General features: G+C 45.8%; 31 protein-coding genes and 1 pseudogene. 28 read left to right on the top strand and 4 right to left on the bottom strand.

The features are described from left to right. From AC50YO_RS25280 to AC50YO_RS25235, 10 genes and pseudogenes are all read left to right on the top strand, one after another. The coding region (locus AC50YO_RS25280) for a PD-(D/E)XK nuclease-like domain-containing protein (protein WP_494851331.1) at positions 1 to 813 on the top strand (813 nt) is incomplete at its 5' end. Continuing rightward, positions 813 to 1196 carry a hypothetical protein gene (locus AC50YO_RS25275; RefSeq protein ID WP_494851329.1) on the top strand — a complete coding sequence of 128 codons (384 nt, stop codon included), beginning with the start codon at positions 813 to 815 and terminating at the stop codon, positions 1194 to 1196. The genes AC50YO_RS25280 and AC50YO_RS25275, both read left to right, overlap by 1 nt. Next, positions 1180 to 1365 carry a hypothetical protein gene (locus tag AC50YO_RS25270; RefSeq protein ID WP_494851327.1) on the top strand — a complete coding sequence of 62 codons (186 nt, stop codon included), beginning with the start codon at positions 1180 to 1182 and terminating at the stop codon, positions 1363 to 1365. Before AC50YO_RS25275 ends, AC50YO_RS25270 begins: the two co-directional genes overlap by 17 nt. A 17-nt stretch (positions 1366 to 1382) precedes the next feature. Continuing rightward, on the top strand, positions 1383 to 2483 hold the full coding sequence (locus tag AC50YO_RS25265) for an HNH endonuclease (RefSeq protein ID WP_494851325.1): 1101 nt from the start codon (positions 1383 to 1385) through the stop codon (positions 2481 to 2483). 19 nt (positions 2484 to 2502) lie between these two features. Then, complete coding sequence (locus AC50YO_RS25260; protein ID WP_494851324.1) at positions 2503 to 2733, top strand: hypothetical protein; 231 nt, start codon at positions 2503 to 2505, stop codon at positions 2731 to 2733. After that, positions 2714 to 2920 (top strand): hypothetical protein, encoded by a 207-nt coding sequence (locus tag AC50YO_RS25255; protein ID WP_494851323.1) that lies wholly within the window; start codon positions 2714 to 2716, stop codon positions 2918 to 2920. Before AC50YO_RS25260 ends, AC50YO_RS25255 begins: the two co-directional genes overlap by 20 nt. Before the next feature lie 200 nt (positions 2921 to 3120). Further along, entirely contained in the window at positions 3121 to 3822 is a 702-nt protein-coding gene (locus AC50YO_RS25250) for a hypothetical protein (protein WP_494851321.1), read from the top strand. Positions 3823 to 3870: 48 nt separating this feature from the next. After that, complete coding sequence (locus tag AC50YO_RS25245) at positions 3871 to 4050, top strand: hypothetical protein (protein ID WP_494851320.1); 180 nt, start codon at positions 3871 to 3873, stop codon at positions 4048 to 4050. A gap of 32 nt (positions 4051 to 4082) precedes the next feature. Further along, positions 4083 to 4625 (top strand): annotated as a pseudogene (locus AC50YO_RS25240) (site-specific integrase). Continuing rightward, positions 4622 to 4957 (top strand): ASCH domain-containing protein, encoded by a 336-nt coding sequence (locus AC50YO_RS25235; protein ID WP_494851318.1) that lies wholly within the window; start codon positions 4622 to 4624, stop codon positions 4955 to 4957. Before AC50YO_RS25240 ends, AC50YO_RS25235 begins: the two are co-directional and overlap by 4 nt. Before the next feature lie 65 nt (positions 4958 to 5022). On the opposite strand, the gene AC50YO_RS25230 is transcribed toward AC50YO_RS25235, so the two are convergent. Then, on the bottom strand, positions 5023 to 5283 hold the full coding sequence (locus AC50YO_RS25230) for a DUF3951 domain-containing protein (protein ID WP_494851317.1): 261 nt from the start codon (positions 5281 to 5283) through the stop codon (positions 5023 to 5025). Between the two features lie 130 nt (positions 5284 to 5413). Between AC50YO_RS25230 and AC50YO_RS25225 the strand changes: the two genes are divergently transcribed. Beyond that, positions 5414 to 5770, top strand: a complete 357-nt coding sequence (locus AC50YO_RS25225; RefSeq protein WP_494851315.1) for a hypothetical protein — start codon at positions 5414 to 5416, stop codon at positions 5768 to 5770. 37 nt (positions 5771 to 5807) lie between these two features. Further along, complete coding sequence (locus tag AC50YO_RS25220) at positions 5808 to 6020, top strand: hypothetical protein (RefSeq protein WP_494851313.1); 213 nt, start codon at positions 5808 to 5810, stop codon at positions 6018 to 6020. Between the two features lie 135 nt (positions 6021 to 6155). Here the strand turns inward: AC50YO_RS25220 and AC50YO_RS25215 are convergent, their stop codons facing one another. Then, entirely contained in the window at positions 6156 to 6554 is a 399-nt protein-coding gene (locus tag AC50YO_RS25215; protein ID WP_494851312.1) for a hypothetical protein, read from the bottom strand. A 206-nt stretch (positions 6555 to 6760) separates the two neighbouring features. Between AC50YO_RS25215 and AC50YO_RS25210 the strand changes: the two genes are divergently transcribed. Then, complete coding sequence (locus AC50YO_RS25210) at positions 6761 to 7195, top strand: hypothetical protein (RefSeq protein WP_494851310.1); 435 nt, start codon at positions 6761 to 6763, stop codon at positions 7193 to 7195. Between the two features lie 193 nt (positions 7196 to 7388). Here AC50YO_RS25210 and AC50YO_RS25205 read toward each other — a convergent pair whose 3' ends face one another. Next, the gene (locus AC50YO_RS25205) at positions 7389 to 7556 is read right to left on the bottom strand and encodes a hypothetical protein (RefSeq protein WP_494851309.1); all 168 of its coding nucleotides are present in this window, start codon (positions 7554 to 7556) and stop codon (positions 7389 to 7391) included. Positions 7557 to 7684: 128 nt separating this feature from the next. Here AC50YO_RS25205 and AC50YO_RS25200 point away from each other — a divergent pair, with 128 nt between their 5' ends. After that, complete coding sequence (locus tag AC50YO_RS25200) at positions 7685 to 8461, top strand: hypothetical protein (RefSeq protein ID WP_494851307.1); 777 nt, start codon at positions 7685 to 7687, stop codon at positions 8459 to 8461. A gap of 190 nt (positions 8462 to 8651) precedes the next feature. Here the strand turns inward: AC50YO_RS25200 and AC50YO_RS25195 are convergent, their stop codons facing one another. Further along, complete coding sequence (locus AC50YO_RS25195) at positions 8652 to 8945, bottom strand: hypothetical protein (protein ID WP_494851305.1); 294 nt, start codon at positions 8943 to 8945, stop codon at positions 8652 to 8654. Between the two features lie 148 nt (positions 8946 to 9093). On the opposite strand from AC50YO_RS25195, the gene terS reads away from it, so the two are divergent. The 14 genes from terS to AC50YO_RS25125 all read left to right on the top strand — a co-directional run. Beyond that, positions 9094 to 9807: a phage terminase small subunit gene (gene terS / locus AC50YO_RS25190; protein WP_494851303.1), complete on the top strand. Its 714-nt coding sequence runs from the start codon at positions 9094 to 9096 to the stop codon at positions 9805 to 9807. Next, complete coding sequence (locus tag AC50YO_RS25185) at positions 9800 to 11116, top strand: PBSX family phage terminase large subunit (RefSeq protein ID WP_494851302.1); 1317 nt, start codon at positions 9800 to 9802, stop codon at positions 11114 to 11116. The genes terS and AC50YO_RS25185 overlap by 8 nt, the downstream gene beginning before the upstream one ends. A 5-nt stretch (positions 11117 to 11121) precedes the next feature. Then, on the top strand, positions 11122 to 12630 hold the full coding sequence (locus AC50YO_RS25180) for a capsid protein (protein WP_494851301.1): 1509 nt from the start codon (positions 11122 to 11124) through the stop codon (positions 12628 to 12630). Next, on the top strand, positions 12627 to 13793 hold the full coding sequence (locus AC50YO_RS25175) for a phage minor capsid protein (protein WP_494851300.1): 1167 nt from the start codon (positions 12627 to 12629) through the stop codon (positions 13791 to 13793). Before AC50YO_RS25180 ends, AC50YO_RS25175 begins: the two co-directional genes overlap by 4 nt. Positions 13794 to 13905: 112 nt before the next feature. After that, complete coding sequence (locus AC50YO_RS25170; protein WP_494851298.1) at positions 13906 to 14469, top strand: phage scaffolding protein; 564 nt, start codon at positions 13906 to 13908, stop codon at positions 14467 to 14469. Positions 14470 to 14482: 13 nt separating this feature from the next. Further along, positions 14483 to 15358, top strand: a complete 876-nt coding sequence (locus tag AC50YO_RS25165; RefSeq protein ID WP_494851296.1) for a capsid protein — start codon at positions 14483 to 14485, stop codon at positions 15356 to 15358. 24 nt (positions 15359 to 15382) lie between these two features. Continuing rightward, positions 15383 to 15616, top strand: a complete 234-nt coding sequence (locus AC50YO_RS25160) for a hypothetical protein (RefSeq protein ID WP_494851295.1) — start codon at positions 15383 to 15385, stop codon at positions 15614 to 15616. An 8-nt stretch (positions 15617 to 15624) separates the two neighbouring features. Beyond that, the gene (locus tag AC50YO_RS25155) at positions 15625 to 15987 is read left to right on the top strand and encodes a head-tail connector protein (RefSeq protein WP_494851293.1); all 363 of its coding nucleotides are present in this window, start codon (positions 15625 to 15627) and stop codon (positions 15985 to 15987) included. Positions 15988 to 16121: 134 nt separating this feature from the next. Further along, the gene (locus AC50YO_RS25150) at positions 16122 to 16316 is read left to right on the top strand and encodes a hypothetical protein (RefSeq protein ID WP_494851291.1); all 195 of its coding nucleotides are present in this window, start codon (positions 16122 to 16124) and stop codon (positions 16314 to 16316) included. Further along, on the top strand, positions 16316 to 16717 hold the full coding sequence (locus AC50YO_RS25145) for a hypothetical protein (RefSeq protein WP_494851290.1): 402 nt from the start codon (positions 16316 to 16318) through the stop codon (positions 16715 to 16717). The genes AC50YO_RS25150 and AC50YO_RS25145 overlap by 1 nt, the downstream gene beginning before the upstream one ends. Further along, a complete protein-coding gene (locus AC50YO_RS25140; RefSeq protein WP_494851288.1) occupies positions 16714 to 17100 on the top strand; it encodes a phage tail terminator protein in 387 nt (128 codons plus the stop codon). Before AC50YO_RS25145 ends, AC50YO_RS25140 begins: the two co-directional genes overlap by 4 nt. A gap of 9 nt (positions 17101 to 17109) precedes the next feature. Beyond that, on the top strand, positions 17110 to 17559 hold the full coding sequence (locus AC50YO_RS25135) for a phage tail tube protein (RefSeq protein ID WP_494851287.1): 450 nt from the start codon (positions 17110 to 17112) through the stop codon (positions 17557 to 17559). Between the two features lie 12 nt (positions 17560 to 17571). Beyond that, positions 17572 to 17883, top strand: coding sequence for a hypothetical protein (locus AC50YO_RS25130; RefSeq protein WP_494851285.1), 312 nt, complete (start codon positions 17572 to 17574; stop codon positions 17881 to 17883). Continuing rightward, positions 17846 to 18103: Gp15 family bacteriophage protein (locus tag AC50YO_RS25125; protein ID WP_494851284.1), on the top strand; the 258-nt coding region annotated here is incomplete at its 3' end. The genes AC50YO_RS25130 and AC50YO_RS25125, both read left to right, overlap by 38 nt.

The raw sequence follows: 18103 nt of genomic DNA, 5'->3' as shown, positions 1-18103 counted from the left end.
CTGACCAAGGATAACTACTACAGTCGAGCTGCAAACCAGCATTATATGTCTGTAAGTCAGTTTAAGGGCTTTCTTCCTGCATACGGTGGCTGCGAAGCTCGGGCAATGGCTAAGCTGGCTGGGGAGTATGAACGGGTAGAAAAAGCAGCTTTCGTCGAGGGGAAGTACGTCCACGCCTGGAATGATGGTACACTGTCAGAATTTAAGGATCAGCATCCCGAAATTTACAGCAGCCGCGGCAAGACCAAGGGCCAACTCAAAGCAGAGTACCGCCATCTTAATAAGATGATCGAGACGCTTGAGACGGACGAAGTAGCCATGAAGGTTCTTGCGGGGGACAAGGAAGTCATTCTGACAGCCGTGCTATACGGTATTCCATGGAAAATTATGATCGACAGTTATCAGCCGAACATTGAGGATACTGGCTCACTAGCTGACTTGAAAGCAATTAAATCTCTGAATGATAAGTTTTGGTCTAAAGAAGCTCAGTCTTATGAGCATTTTATAGATTTTTATGGCTACAACGTCCAAATGGCGGTGTACGCCGAAGTAGAACGGATAGTTCGGCAGCGGTCAATGTGTGTGTTTCCTCATTTGGTTGTCGTAACAAAAGAAAACCCGCCTGACAAAGCAGTTATAATGTTTGACCCCGACGATGTTTGGGCGGGCCTCCAAATTGTCAGAAAGAACATTGAGCGTGTTAAAGCAGTTAAATCGGAGCTCGAATCGCCTAAACGCTGCGAGCGCTGTGATTATTGCCGCAGGACAAAGAAGGTACGGGTTCAGCATTACCGCGCTCTGGAGCTGTACTAATGGCGCGAGTAGTCAGGGACTTGTCCTGCGAATACAATCCAGCGCCAAAGCCGGATAAGAGAAAGCGCGGTAGCAAGACAGCCAAGCAGCGCGGGGCGGTCAGCAAGGACGTATATGCGGATGCCGCGGCGCGGTCTGGCGGCTGCTGTGAGCGGTGTGGCTGGCGACCAGGGCAATTATCCTCGCATCGCTGGGGACTGGAGGCAGCACATTATCAGCGCCGACATAACTTTGGACAGGCTGGCGTACAGCCATGGGACATACTCATGCTGTGCGGTCCACAAGTAAATACGGGCACCTGTCATAACTGGATAGACTCGACCCGCGCTGGCATGGAATGGGCAAAGGCCAAACGGGAGGAATTATATGATCGTCAACGATAAACCTCTGACACAAATAGGAGTAAGCGATCGTATATGGTCGATAGCTGGCGATGATCTAGATGAATTTAAAAGGGAGGTAGAGTGCTATATAGCGCTTGCCTACCCTGGCTTTAAACCAGTCAAATACAACTTTGAGCGGCGCATCATTTGGCTGCGAGATGACAGGTAAAGAGGAGGGGTGAGAGAGTGGCATGGATCGAAAGTCATCAGGAATTAGCGCGGCATCCGAAGACAAAAAAGCTATCAAGAAAGCTGGGCATTTCTGTTCCAGCGGCCATTGGACACCTTCATTTGCTTTGGTGGTGGGCGATCGACTACGCCCAGGACGGAGATTTATCAGATTTTGATCCTGAGGACATCGCGGATGCTATGGATTGGCCGAATGACGCTGATGCTCTATTAAAATCGTTGGTTGATGCAAAATTTGTGGACGATGAAGCCGGTGAACTTAGATTGCACGATTGGTATGACTACGCTGGAAAGCTAATGCAGAGTAGGGAAAAGAAGAACACGCGTGCATCAGAAATGCGAAAAGCATATCAGGACGGATCTATTAACGCTGTAAGAAAGCGAGACGGTGATTGTTGTAGGTACTGTGGAATAACGGTTGATTGGGCTGATCGGAAGACAGAAAAAGGCGGAACATACGACCATGTGGATCCTGATGGACCATCAACATCGGACAATTTAGTCGTGGCCTGTCGGAGCTGCAATTCTAAAAAGGGAAAAAATCTTCCTGAATCAGTAGATATGCAATTGATACCTATTAAATCAATCAATGAATTATCTAATATTACATCTAATGATTCATCTAATGATGAAACAGATTCATTAAATAATCATTTGCCTACAGTACCTAACCGTACCGTACCTAACCAAACCAAAGAAAAATCTAAAAAGAATACCTTCGCCGTTTACACGTCGAATACGATGCTGGTTGAAACCTTGGAATCATTTGTTGAATTCCGAAAGAAAATCAAAAAGCCTTTGACTGATAGAGCAGTTACTTTGTTGCTAGGTGAGCTGAATAAGCTGGCAAGCAGCGACGATGACAAAATAGCTATTTTGGAACAATCAATTCTCAATGGTTGGCAAGGTGTATTTGCTCTAAAGGACACATCGAATAATTTCACCCGGGGAGGCAAGGCTCCATCTGGTAGGCCTCACATAGAGATCGTACAGGACAAGCCTGCTCCATCGGGCAACGAGGGCCCATCACCTGAGAGGCTAGCGGAGATGAAGGCGTTAGCAGCTAAGCTTGATGGCAAGCAGGATTTACCGTTCTGAGCTGCAGGAGGTCGGCTTAATGAAAATTCCGAAGGGCGAACAAGAAGTTTGGGATAGCTTTGAATGGCTGATACGGGAGAAGCTAGAGAGCTTAGATCATTTGGCACGCCAGATGTATACCGAAATGCAAGCCAGCAGCAGACGTAAATCTGAGGAGATAAGAGAGACCATAAATCTTAGATTTGCGGAACTGTGGGAGAATGTTGCGGAAGTGGAGGAAGCAAAAAAGAATGCTAATAAGTTTATCTGAACGGTTGAGGGGCTACGCAAGGCAATTTAAATCGTCGTTCCTTGTGAATGATCTTTTGGAAGCAGCAGAGCGATTAGAATTGTTGCAGGACAGGCCAGATGTCGCAAACATCCAGTCTCATGACGATGCTCTTACAGTTATTGTAGGTGATATTAGAGGAGTGGTAGGAGATTTATCGAGCCAATAGACGGAATATTCTAAATTTTAAAAGGGAGATAAAATTGCATGCTCCAATCGTTGATTATTACCAGGGCGAACGGTATCAAGTCTCTTTTGATATATCAGACGGTCAGTTAGTTGTAGTAGAGCCTAAATTGACTGGCGAATCAAGCGAAGTCGATGAAGCAATCCAGTGAATACCTAATCGAAACAGGGAGAGTGTCGAATATGACAATGGATCTTAATAAAATGGTGAACAATGCTTTATCGGAAATGACAGAAGCTGGCTTTGTGCAGCAAGTTGTTAAAAAGGCTCTTGAGAAAACAGTAAGTTCGGTTGTCGATGATCTTATTGGCGGCTACCGTAGTGATTTTAAAACATCGCTTGAAACTCACGTTAAAGAGAACCTGAATGTTGACATGAACAGGCTGAATCTGACGGGTTATAACGTTCTTTTGCTTAATGCAGTGCAAGAGATTTTGGATGATCAGATTCAGACAGAGGGTATTGAACGTGTAAAGAGAGATTTGCATGCGATGTTCACACCTTTGGAAAAGAAAGAATGGAAGCTTTCAGAGATCATCGAAAAAATGAAGAAAGAGGAAAATGAGGATCATGACAAAGATGGCGAATCCATCAGCTTTTACTATGATGATAGTTTCAGCTTAGGTATCCATGTTTATTTCGATCCAGAGAGCGATGAGAGCAAGTATGGCTGCAAATATTCCTTCTACATTGCACGAGACGAAAAGAATAAGAACGTAGGGCGTCTCTCGACTTTGAAAATAGATAATAAAGAGCTAACGAACAAGCAAGTGCTTAATGGTTTCTATGGTTTTGATAAATTCCTGTTCCAACTCTATGCAACTGGCGCAACGATTATTGCGGACAACGATAACGTCGATGAGGATTACGATTATAACGATTAATTGCAAGCCTGTCTGATACAACATATTGAATAGGGAGCGTGCGTAAGAATGACGTTAGTGCAGGGTACAAAACCATGTGATGTTTGCGGGGCTGTAGCTATCCGCACCGAAAAAACAGAACGTCCGTTGATCTGTTCGGAGTGCTGGGATGATCTTGAGGGTGAGCAGCCGAATGGAGTAGACCGATTTAAAGAAACGTGGAACGAGATTTTTAATACATCTCAATGAATAGCAGGTTTTCATGACTGGAGGTAATGACCATGGAAGTCGTACAACCTATTCGAAGCAAGGAAAAGCTCGAGAGAATGAAGGCAGCGCTAAGGAAACGGTCGGAGAGAGACTGGTTTTTGCTAGTCATGGGAATTAACGTTGGGCTGCGGATCGGAGATTTGCTCAAGCTGCACGTCAAAGACGTGAGGAATAAGTCACACATCCGAATAGTCGAAGGTAAGACGAAGAAGAAAAAGCGGTTCCCTATCAACTCGGAATTGCGCGAGATCATTAACGCTTACACGAAGGGCATGCCGGACAGCGCGCCGCTGTTCCTGAGCTATCGGACGAAGCAGAACATTGGCCGTGTGCAGGCTTACCGCATACTCAACTATGCCGCGGCAGAGGTCGGGCTGATTGAGATCGGAACGCATACGCTACGCAAGACGTTCGGTTATCACTTTTACAAGCGCTAAAAGGACGTGGCGCTGCTACAGGAGATATTTAATCATTCTCACCCAATGATAACGATGCGCTATATAGGAATAAATCAGGACATTATAGATGAGGCCGTAGGAGGATTCCATTTGTGAAAGGACTCATAATTAAACCAAATTGGGCAGACCTGATTCTATCGGGGAAAAAGAACTGGGAGATAAGAGGTTCCAATACAAAGATACGCGGGACCATCGCAATCATTAAAAGTGGGACGGGAATGATTTACGGAACTGTGGTTTTAACTAATAGTTTTCAGGTTACGCAAGAAGCAATGTATCAGGGGTTCAAAAATCATCGTATAAGTGCGGATTATGATATCCCGTACAAGAAATGCTATGCGTGGGAGCTGAGTTCGCCAGTAATTTACCTGGAGCCGGTTCCGTACGATCATCCGAGAGGTGCGGTCATATGGGTGAACATAGCTTGAATACGGAAATACAGGGGGGAGAGAAGCATGTCTAAGGCCAAAGTATGTATCTGATTAAATACACATTATTTATTATGTCCAGCAGCTTGAGAACGGACTGACACAATTAAGTTTTTGTCTTTATCATCACCATGGTCCTCATCTTCTTCTTTCTCTTGTTTCTCATCGTGAAACTCAACTGGAGATTGGGCTGTAATGTAGTCAAATGGAGTGTAATTATTACTCGGTAATTCTTTTTTTAATAACGCTTTGAAAACGATGAACATTGGGAGAAAGGGAATGCAGCATGCTCCAAGCAAAACAAATATGGATATTACTAAGTTCATTGTAAACACCGCCTTTATATGAGATTTTACAATCAAATGTTAATATTTACAAGTTTTATGATTGCTGATGGTCTCGGTAATAGCACAAGGACGCCGACTGAATATTGAATGACATGGAGGGTACAAAACAATGATTGAATGGATTAAATACGATCCTACGAGCCGTGCAATCGAGAGTCATCGAAACCACTTAGTAACCGGCGGACATCGCGTATTGATCGCCCAGCATGCGAAAGTGACAGGGGTCGGAGAATACAGTTGGATGATTAATAACGCATTAATCGGTTGGGTTACCCATTGGGCAAAAATAAATCTACCTTTGGAAGAAGACGAAAAACCGCCACTCGACTACAAGACACGATATGAGGCGCTGGTGCAATCCATAAAGGATGGTTTAGGCGAGTGGCCGCCATCTAAATCAGCAGAGGATTTGGCTGGCTGGATCGAAAGCACATGCCCTTTTATAGGAGATTTAAGGGAGGACTAGGTTTGCAGTTGAATACGGAAGGACATGAAGTGGTCGTATGAGTTCGGTGGTAATCAGCGATAAATACCGCACCGCTCGAAAATGGCATTATTGCGGTAACTGCGGCAGCGTGATCTATACAGGTCAGAAATATAGGAGATTGTTCGGATCTGCGTACAGCTTCAAGAAGATGCAAGAGCTGAAGCTTTGCACACGTTGTACGGATGAAAAAGAGGACGGTCATACAGTCTTGATTTTGAACACCGACTGAATATTGAGGAACTTGGGAAGCAGCACATTTGCTTTATTAACATTCGTAGAATTTTCGCTAGGACTCACTTCTTTTATTGATAAACACAAAAAGAGTGATCTAAAAAATCACCCTTGAAGCTAGTAGTTTATCGGTTTAGATACTTCCTGCTTCCCATTTATGCCCACAACTCATACAACCAACCATCAATTTTTTACTACCTACGAATCCTCCAAGTAGACCAGCACCACCTAATAATGCACCTCCAACAGCAGCTTTACCAAAACTGAACCCTTTGTCGCTTGCTGCCAATTGAGAAGACTTGCACTTAGGGCAAGATAGTTGTTCGTTTGAATTATCAGGATCTTTGAATATATTTTTATTTACTGGCTTTTTAATAATATTCGAAGATTCTCCACAGGAACACATTACAATAGTATTTGATTTAAAACCTATATCGTTTGCTTGACAATTAGTACGCAGAACTTTGTTTTCTTTATTGCATTTCTCACAACAGACAAAATAATATTTAGCTGTTTCATGCAAAAGTTTCACACCAACACCATCCCATAAATTGTATTGTAAACATTATACAATACATTTGAGTAACGGGGGTTACAAAATAAGGGGATCATACGCTAGATCAGCAGCTTTACTTCAATAACCATAAGCACATACCACGTAGCAAGCTGGCAAAGGCACTGGGTATACCGAAAGTACACATTAATTAATTTCTTACTGGACGGAGGGGAGAAAAGATAATGAAACAGGTAATAAATTTAAATGGTGTCATAGCCTATCAGGATATTTGCGCGGAGATTGAATTACTGAAACTGCGTGCAGAGGATCAGGAAAAGAGTTTGAAGTATGCGAGGAGGAAAATGCATAACGGCTTACCGAGGGCAGCTGGACAGCCTGTAGTCGTTCCCCTGGATAAAGCGTTGGCAGAGTATGACGTTGCGCTTGCAGGGCTGCTAAGCACCTTGGAGGCTCTAAAGGATAAAGAGCAAGTAAGGCAACGTATGGAGCAGACCATAGGAAAAATACAGGGCCTTGAGCAAGCAGTAGAGTATCAAAGAGATGCGCTTGGTCTGCCATTGAAAGTAATTGCTGATAGACTTGGGTATAGTGAGCGGCACATAAAACGCATAAGTTCCGGCATACCACGTAGAAACAAGAGAATGCGCAAACGGTAAGATGGTACTTTTATGGCACCCACGGTATTGAAAAACCGTGATATTCTATTAGTGTTGAGATTTATATAGAGAGGTCGTCCAACCGATGGACGGCCTTTTATGTTACAGAATGAGCACACTTGAATTGATTGTTGTTTTATATGAACTAAAAAAGTCGCTTGCAACACAAGTTTGCCAAGCGACGGATATTGCGTTAGTTGTTATGGGCGCTACGAGATGCGCTTACAATTCCTTCAAGTACAGTTTTAAAACAAGCAGATATATCCTGAGGTACAGGAACGGTACCTGTTTGTTTTGAACCCCTTGCAGTAATCCAAGCAATAACTATATCACTTGCAATTTCTTCATGTGACTTGGACATTTTAATCCCCCTTTCTTTTGAAATGAAAAAACCGCCGGGTGCTTCCCGAGCGGTCACTCTTATTATATCAAACATTGTCCTATATTGGTAGATGATGTATTATTTTGATATAAGGGGAGGATGGATGAATGCCAGTATATAATGCTATGCCTTCTATACCTGCTATAACAGAGTTGTTTGGAATTGAAGCGGATTCAGAAATAGCAGAATTAATTGAATCTATAGGGCAAGTAGTTCCCTATGTTGGAAGTGTAATGTCAGCATATAAGATGCACAGATTAACAAATCGAGTCAAGACATTGGAAAAAAAGTTAGACTCGCTCTCTTCTTGGGTATCCAGCAGAAATGATCATGATTTAAAGAATATTATTAAAACAAAGGTATTCCCTATTGTTTTTGATGAGCTTTTGCATGAGGCGCAAGAAGAAAAAGTAGATATAATCATTAATGGATTTGAGAATATTTTAACTACCGGTTTTAAAGAAGAAAATAGAATAATGGTTTATTATGATATATTGAGAGAACTTAGAGTTGATGAAATAAAAAGACTTCTTGAATTCACGGAAGAGTATAGAAAATTAAAGAACGAAGCCATAGTAAAGGGTACTTACAAACTAGATGTCAGACTTGCTTTAGAGCCTGATGATGTGAAAAAGCAATATGACGATGATGGATATAAAACATATATAGATAACCACTTAGAGAAAACGGGTTTAATTGATTTGGGTATTAAAAGTGCTGGTCAGATTCAAGAAGAGATTTTTGATAGAATAAACAAAGAATTAAAATATGGAAGTAGAGGTTTTTCTTCTTATTCAGATCATCCAAATCTAACTAATTTCGGATATCAGTTTATTGATTTTTTTAATTTAAGATTATTAATTAAATATGAACAATCTCAATGATAACATTGAATCAAAGAAAAGCGCCCAATGAGGTGCTTTTTTTGTTTAAAACCAACATAACGTCGGGGGTGGTGATAATGTAGATGCTAGAGACGCATAAAGCAACTGAACAGGATTACATGAAAAAAACTATTCTAAAATACCTTCACAAAAATAGCCCGGATAAATTCCGGGCATTGGCAAAACTACTCTAACATCTGTCACGACATGCTTTTCTTGCTTCTTCTGCTGCAGTTAAGCAGGCAGCAAGAGCAACGCCTGAAGTGTTCGCTGTGCACCAGGCAGCAGCAGCAGCAGCAGCAGTATTACAGGCTGCTTTACAGATGTCTTTGATTGGATCCCACTCATGAACCAAGTCCAGGGAATCGTCCCCTTCAATCGTATCGTTGGGGGAAATACTATTAGTCAAGCGCAAACCATTAATTATCTTTTCTTGTTCAGATTGAGACAGTTGGGACCACAGGGCTTTATCGATTTTAATCATTATGAATATTCACCTCCTTATTTATTATAATTTGCATTAAACAGATTAATATTCTTAATTAGAAATCCAAATTAAGTAAGAAGCACCCTGCCTGGTGCTTTTTCTTTTATCCAAAACAACACAATGGCGGAGGTGGTGAGCATGAAGAATGCATAGAAAAGCAGAGGCCGATTATAAGCGTGGTATGAAATACAAGGAGATCGCCGACAAGTACGAGGTCTCGATCAATACAGTAAAGTCGTGGAAACAGCGGCATGGCTGGGAGCGTGTGAAGGGTGCACCCTCTCAAAAAGGTATGCATACAAAAAAGCCAGGTGCACCGCTAGGCAACAAAAACGCTGTTGGCAATAACGGTGGAGCTCCTTCGAGAAATAGTAATGCCGTATCACACGGCCTATTCCAAAAGTATTTGCCTGCTGAGTCCTTGGAGATCATGCAGCAGCTCCAGCAACAGGGTCCACTTGATATTGTTTGGGATAACATCATGATTCAGTACACGGCGATTATTCGGGCCCAGCAGATTATGTACGTTAAGGGTCAAACGGACAGCACAAAAACATTGGTTGGTGATAAGCCGGGTATGTTTGGCACAGAGAAACGATGGGAAGTCCAGCATGCTTGGGACAAACAGGCTACCTTCTTGCAAGCGCAGAGCCGAGCCATGGCAACGTTGCAAAGCTTGATCCGACAGTATGATGATTTGTTACGCACGGAGCTGGCTACAGAGGAGCAGAAGGCACGTATCGACGTGCTCAAATCCAAGGTGCCGAACAAAGACGGCGTAGATCCAAACGCCCAAATCACAGCGCTAGCCGATCTAATTAATAACCCAGCTCCTGAGAGGGTACTGGACGATGATTGAGTATGCACCTCTGACAGCTAAGCAGGCCGAGTATATCCGCCGTAGCAAAGATAGCTGGCTCAATGTGGCTGAGGGAGGCAAGCGAGCTGGCAAGAACATTATCAACCTGATTGCCTACGCCATGTGCTTAGAGATTCACCCGGATAAGCTGCACCTAGTGTTTGGTGTCAGCCTAGGCGCGGCTAAGATGAATGTAATCGACTCTAACGGCTTCGGGCTTCAATGGCTATTTGCTGGCAGATGTCGAGAGGGTGAGTATAAGAACCGCGATGCGTTGTACATCCAGACAAAGACTGGCGAGAAGATCATCATCATAGCTGGAGGCGGTAAAAAGAACGATGCTGCACGGATCAAGGGTAACTCATACGGCACGGTCTACGGCACTGAGGTTAACGAGTGCCATAAGAGTTTTGTTCAGGAGGTATTTGACCGGACACTAGCGAGTAGCTATAGGCAGCTGTTTTTCGACCTCAACCCGAAGCCACCCTCTCATTGGTTTTACAGTGACGTGCTAGACTATCAGGACGAGCTGCTTGAGCGTGGTGAAAATCCCGGGTACAATTACGGACACTTCACGGTGCTGGGCAACCTGAGTATTCCAGATGATCGCTTAAAGACGGTCCTCGCTACGTATGACAAAGGCAGCCTATGGTATAAGGCTGATATTCAGGGTAAGCGAACAGCGGCGACGGGGCGGATCTACACTGGCTATAGCAATGCTGTTGTCGTTACTCGGGAAGACATTAAGGACTATCGCTTTATCGAGTTCTCAATTGGAATAGACATCGGGGGCACAGACGCGACGGTGGCTACTCTGACAGGTATGACAGCCAAGTATAAAGATGTTGTGTTGCTGGATGGCTATTACCATAAACAAGGTAAAGAGTCAGGGTTCACACATGATAGATATGCGAAAGAGATCGTGGATAAAGTCGTAGAGTGGTCGGAGACCTATCCGGCCTTTTTGTCGTATGCTCATATCTTTGCGGAGTCGGCTGATAAGCTGTTCAGGCAGGCGCTTGCCAATGAGCTGCGACGACGAGGCATCCATATTCAAGTAGTGCCGGCTTACAAGAAAGAGGGCATCGTCGATCGTATACGGCTAACCAACATCCTGATCAATCAAGGACGTTATAAGGTCATGCATCACATGCGGCAATGGCTTGAGGCTTTGGAGAACGCGACATGGGACGAGAAGGAACGAATGGCAGGCGAATGGGTGCGGACAGACGATGGTAGCTATCCAGTGGACTGCTTGGACAGTAGCGAATACGCTGTGCAGCCGTTCAAACGGAGATTGGAGGTGTAACTAGAATGGGGTGGTTAAAGAACATGGTCATGAAGATGCTTAAGATAAATCCAGCGCCAGAGAATCGAGCCATTATGATAACCGAGCCGCTAAGCTATGGCACCAACGTGCTACGAAATAGGCTATGGTATCGTGGTGATCCTTCCGAGCTAGAGCAATTTGCGATGCAGACAGCCACGGATAATGTGAGTAGAGCACGCTTCTGGGCAGCCAGTGCATCCCAAGGTTTACGTATAAGGAAAATCCACAGTGGGCTGCCTTCCATGATTGCGGAAACGCTTAGCGACATTGTTATCGCAGACTTGGATTCAATTGAGCTGCAGCCACAAGAGGTAACCGACAACTGGCAAGCGATAGCTGAGGACAACGGCTTTGACAAGCTGTTAGGTGAGAGTATTACAGATACGCTGGTTGCTGGTGACGGAGCGTTCAAGATTACGGTCGATACAGATGTGACGGAATACCCGATCATCGAGTTTTACAGCGGTGAGCAGGTTGACTACAAGCGGCATCGTGGGCGGCTCCAAGAGGTGCTGTTCTATACTGATTACCGCTACAAGGATAAGGATTACCGGCTTGAGGAGACTTTTGGACGGGGCTATATACGTTCAAGGCTGCTAGATTCCTATGGTAAAGAGGTAACACTTGCTATTGTTCCTGAGACAGCTCACCTGCAGCCAGAGATTACGTATGATGGCACATGGATTATGGCTGTACCGATCCAGTTTTACAAATCTCCCAAGTGGACAGGTCGAGGGAAATCGCTATTCGACAGTAAAAATGATGAGTTCGACGCATTGGACGAGGTAATTAGCCAATGGGTGGACGCAATTCGCGCTGGCCGCGTACAAAAGTACATTCCAGAGGACATGATTCCTCGATCTACGGAGACAGGTGAGCTATTGCGTCCTAATCCCTTTGACAATCAGTTTATCAAGCTGAGTACTCCACTTACAGAGGAAGCCAAAGGACAAATTAACACGGTTCAACCGGCTATACTATACGAGGCTTTTATGGGGTCGTACGCCAGTACCCTAGATATGTGTTTACAGGGCATCATTAGCCCGTCCACGTTAGGTATTGACCTCAAAAAGCTTGATAACGCCGAGGCGCAGCGCGAGAAGGAGAAAGCAACCCTATATACCAGAGGCAAAATAGTCGAGGTGCTGAACAAGGTTATCCCGCAGTTGGTTGATACGGCGCTTAAAGTATACGACACGATGCGAAACCGCACAGCAGCCGATTATGAGACTACGGTGACATTCGGAGAATATGCAAGCCCGAGCTTTGACAGCGTAGTGGAGACAGTCGGCAAGGCGCGGACGTTCGGCGTAATGTCTATCGAGCGTGCTGTCGAAGAGATGTACGGGGACACCTGGACAGACGAGGAAAAGGCTGAGGAAGTAGAGCGCTTGAAGGCCGAACAGGGATTATTGGAAGCATCGGAGCCAGCACTTAATCGAGATCCGCCTCCAGATGATGAGGAAGACGGTTCAGGCGATGATGAGCAATGAGTAGATACAAAATCCGTCAGATATTCACTGATATGGAGCTAGACCTCATTAAGAGCATGAAGCGCAACTTCTCCCGTCATGAAGCTGAGCAAGAGAAACATGGATTTAAATGGACGCAATGGCAGGCGCGTAAGCTGGCCTCATTTAAGGCATATCGACTTCGTAACAAGGCAATTGTCGAACAAAAGAAGCCAGACATTGAGGCGGAGGTTGACAAGAGCATTCGCGGATCGTTTAAACGTGGTGCCCGTAAGGCAGCGGACCTTGCTGGCCGGTTGTGGAATCGCTTTGGCTTCGGTAGGCGGCAAGATATTACAAGGCCTTTACCGCGTCAGGACGATGATAGCAATTTCTTTAAGCTTAACGAGCGTCGTATTGGGGCAATGGTCAAAGCTTCACGGGGCGAGATAGGAGCAGCCCAGCATGCCATGCTGCGACAGATGGATGATGTGTACCGTCAGACGATCTTCAAAGCACAAGTCCACATGAATGCTGGTGCAGCGTCACTAGGAAAAGCCATTGACATGGCAACACAGGACTTTCTGGATAAGGGGATAGATTGTATTACCTATTCCAATGGGCGCCGCGTCAATGTTGCCAGTTACGCCGAAATGACATTACGGGCAGCTTCCCAGCGTGCTGTTTTTGCTGGCGAGGGAGCCAAGCGCGATGAAATAGGGGTGCGCACTGTTGCTGTATCAGCGCATAATAACTGCTCCCCGCTATGTCTGCCATGGCAAGGTAAGGTTTATATAGACGATGTGTATAGCAAGGGCAGCGCGAAGGATGGCAAATACCCATTGCTAAGCAAGGCGATTGCTGCAGGTTTGTTTCATCCTAACTGCCGCCACAACATGGCAACCTTTTTTCCTGGTCGGAGCCGTTTGCCTGAGCCAGTTGATGATGAGGTTGCGCTAGGTAACTACAAGGATGAGCAGAAACAGCGCTATATGGAGCGTCAGATCCGTAAATACAAACGTCGCGAGGCTGGTAGTGTCGATCCAGAAAACCAAGCTGCTGCCAAGGCTAAGGTCAAAGAGTGGCAAGGTCGATTGAACGGCCATCTAGCAGCTAATGATGAGCTGCGGAGGGATAGAAGCCGAGAACAGCTTAGACCATCCGAAAGAGATTATATTGAAGCGAGTAAGGGGGTTGTCGAGTAGGCAATGCCCGTTTTCATATGCCGTCTTTTTGGTATTGCAGACGTTAAAGAACAAGACATCACCGGACACGCTACCGGGTTAACAAGCGAAGATGAATATGGAGGGATATAGAATGACGAAGGAAGAGTTTGTTGCATTGGGATTGACTGAGGAACAGGCTACAAAGGCTGCTGCGGCCTCTGCGGATGAGCTGAAAGGCTTTGTGCCCAAGGCGCGTTTTGACGAGGTGAACACCGCCAAGAAGACAGCAGAGGACACGCTGAAAGAGCGTGACAAACAGCTCGAAACACTCAGCAAAGATGCAGGAACCAGTGAGGAATTAAAAGCGCAGATCAGTAAGCTGCAAACAGATAATCAGGCTGCAGCGGATAAATATGCTGCTGATCTAAAGGAACTGACGCTGACAAATGCGATTAAAACGGCATTGACAGGCAAAGTACATGACGAGGGGCTTGCTGCAGGCTTGTTTGACCGCACAAAGCTGGTTATTGATGGTGACAAGGTTGTCGGATTAGATGAGCAGCTCAAAGGGCTGCAAGAAGCAAAGTCATTCCTCTTCAAGCAAGAGGAGAACAAGGGAAACGGTGGTTTCAAGGTTGGTGGAGGCGGCAGTGGGGCCGGTCAGGCAGGTAATGATCAGTTGGCTGCAATTTTCGGAGTTTCAACAAAAGAATAGGAGTGATTAAACGATGCCTTACAATTACGTAGATTCGTTTCAAACGGTTTTACAACAGAAATATGCGCAGGAGCTAACATCGTCGGCGCTAACAACACAAAATGCAATGTGGATGGGTGCTAAGACAATCAAAATGCCACGTCTGGACGTTGCCGGTTACAAGGACCATAGCCGTACAGGCGGTTGGAACCGCCAAGCCATTGCAAACGACTTTGAGCTTAAGGTACTGGAACATGATCGTGACGTCGAGTTCTATGTCGATGCTATGGACGTTGACGAGACCAACCAAACATTAGGCGCAGCCAATGTGACGAATGTGTTTGAGACTGAACAAGCGATTCCTGAACTGGACAAGTACCGTTACAGCAAGCTGCATACCGAATTTACGACTCATGGCGGAACGGCTGATACAACAGACCTGACAGCAGCGAACGTACTGACCGTATATGACAACCTTATGGAGAAAATGGACGAGGCAGGCGTACCAGAAAGCGGACGTATCCTCTATGTCACCCCAACAGTCAAAAAGTTATTGAAGAGTGCAGAGGACGTACAGCGCTACATCGGTGTTCAAACAAACAACGGCACGATTGATCGTGCTGTACGAAAGCTGGATGATGTGACGCTTATATCTGTGCCAAGTGACCGTATGAAGACTGTCTATGACTTTACTGACGGTGCTGTCCCGGGTGTAGGTGCTAAGCAAATCAATATGATTCTTGTACATCCATCTGCCGTGCTCGCGCCAGTGAAGCATAGTGCCATCTATTTGTGGGAACCAGGCTCACACACAGGCGGCGACGGCTACCTGTACCAAAATCGTCGTTATACAGATTTGTTTGTAATTGCCCGAAAGGTAGCAGGCGTACAGATCAACAGACAGGCCTAAGAGCCAATGAAAGGAGAATGACTGATGCTATATGCAGTTAATGGTAACAAACAACTTAAAATTGATGAGGCTGATGCATCCGGCTATCTTAAGCTAGGATATGATATTGCCAAGGAAGAGGGCGGCGAGCTTGTGACGATTGAGGTATCGCCATCCAAGACAGTGACCTATGCTGAGCATAAGAAAGCGCTGGACCGTATTGAGGAGCTTGAGGCGCAGCTCGCCGAAGCAAAGAAACCCCAAAAAGGCGAGAAGTAGGTGTTCACATGGCATACGCTACAGCGGAGGATTATGCGCAATATGGTAACGGGCAGATTCCAGTAGCCGAGCTTGAGCATGAGCTGCAGCTTGCGTCCGATCAATTAGACAGCCTGACCTATAACCGCATTGTTGGACGCGGAATGGTCGGGCTGTCTGCCTTTCAGCAGGTCAGTGTGATCAAGGCCGTATGTCAACAAGCAGACTTTAGCTACCAATATGGCGATTACTTGACGTTTCCGTTATCAGGTTACAGCGCAGGTAGCTTGTCTTTGTCGTTTAAGTCTGTGGAGGGTGCTGGCGGCGTACAGACCACTGAGGCTGTCACAAGTCTTCTGCGGTCTACAGGGCTGACCAATAGGGGGATATGATGATGCGTGGCAAGTTACCGTTTCCGATATGGATACTAAAAACTCCAATCCAAGTTTATCAAACTGAATTATCCGAGGACCAAGGGCCTGTCGAGGAGTTAATCTTCGACGGGCTTTGTTGCTTTGACGAAAAGATGCGACAGATGCTAGATAAGGAGCGCCGCTTGGTGACACTTTCAGGCAAGGTGATCATTCAAGGAGATATTAACCCGGGCGAATTGATTGAAGGTTATGTCGTAGTCGCTGGAGCTCAGCGCTCCATATTTCGTGCAGCCCGCCCACAACACCCGGATGGGAGTATATTCTCGACCGAATTGGAGTTGAGCTGATGGGCAAAGTCAGAGCACGCGGAAAAATGGACCCGAAAGCTGTCAAACGGATTAAGGACGCCGCTATTAAGGCGCTGGAACATACCTTAGATGCATCAAAAGACAGTATCCTGGGCGACATCATGACAGCGGAGGTTGTCCCTAAGCAGACAGGTGAGCTTGAACGCAGTGTATTTATCGACGAGTCAACAAGCAAAAAAGGCAAAGTGACGCTGATCTATGACACGCCGTATGCTCGTCGCCTCTACTTTCACCCAGAATACAACTTCCGCCGTGACAAAAACCGTAACGCGCAGGGGATGTGGTTAGAGGAGTGGGCGAACGGCAAGAAGGACAATGTTGTTAAACGGGTTTTCAAGGATTTATGGAAGAAGTTTGCGGGAGGGTTCATCAAAAAATGATGACACTGGCACAAGTGAAGGACTGGCTTAAGACGCAGGTTGAGTGCCCAAGCTGGTACATTGGCAAACTGGATGGCAAAAAACCGCAATGCATTGGGGTGTATAACCTAAATGCAGGCTCTCCAGTAATAGCACTTGGTGGATTGAGCCAGACAAGCTATGCGATCAAGGGCGTATCTATCCTTGTTCACTGGGGCGAGAATCCCGACGCTGCAGAGCGCAAGGCACTGGAGGTCTTTGCTGCTATGTTTGGCCAGATGGCAGAGATCAATGGACGCAAAGCAATATTTGATATGCGAACGCCTGAGCCAGTCAACGTGGGCACTGACGATGAAGGCATTTATGAATATGTAATCGAGGTTGTTATCTATTACGAGAGGTAGGGGATTGATTTGGCAGAAACGGGTGTTTTTCCGGTTCATAATAATATTTTCAAAATTGGTATTAATGGCCGTGCATCAACAGCGCCAGGGGATATGGTCACAGTAAAGGACTTGGAGACGTTTACCATCAGTATTGACGGCAACACGGAAGAGTGGAGCCCAATGGACCAAGGAGGCTGGACAAGGCGTGCGGTAACAGGTAAGGGCATGACGATCAGCTTTAGTGGTAAACGTAACTACGGCGATCCGGGGAACGACTATATTGCAGGCCTGATGATCGGTACCGGGCAAGAAGTGGAAACGAAATTCGAGTGGACGCTGCCAAGTGGAGCAAAGCTTGCTATGAATTGCGTCATTAACCTGACGTCTCCAGCAGGCGGTGATAGCACGAATATTGATGGATTGGAATTTGAACTATTAAGCGACGGCAAGCCGACATTTACGCCGGCTGCACCATAAGGGGGATAACACATGTCAAAGGTTGTTAATCTATCAGGTAAATTTAGCACGGAGAGACCGGCAATTGAGATCGACGATAAGAAGTACCCAATCAATAGCGGTATCCAGGCGGTTCTTGCCTTTCAGGAGGCGGCTGACAAAGGGTTGCAGGGTATGTTGGATGCGTTGAAGGGTGCGCTAGGCGAAGAGGCATTTAACGAAATTGGTGTTATGGATTTTAGCCTAGAAAATGTCAAGGTGCTGTCTACGGGGATTCTAGCGGCTCAGTCTGGTATTAGTTATGAGGATGCCGCCGCGCGATTTCAACGGGCAGAAAACGCCTGAGAACTGGTATGACCTGCATGATGATTGGCCGCTGATCGAAGCGAGTCTAGCGGCACAGTACGGCATCCGTATTCGTCAACATGCTGATATGCCTTGGGACGAGTTTTGTGCGCTGTTATCTGGTTTAATGCCAGAAACACCGCTAGGCAGCATTGTAGCTATACGAGCGGAGCAGGATGCAAAAGTAAGGCGAGGCTGGAGCGCTGATCAGCGGCGTATC

It is taken from the genome of Paenibacillus sp. J22P59, assembly GCF_059383895.1.
The sequence above is the reverse complement of the archived record's forward strand: the minus strand, read 5'-3'. Positions and strand labels throughout refer to the sequence as shown.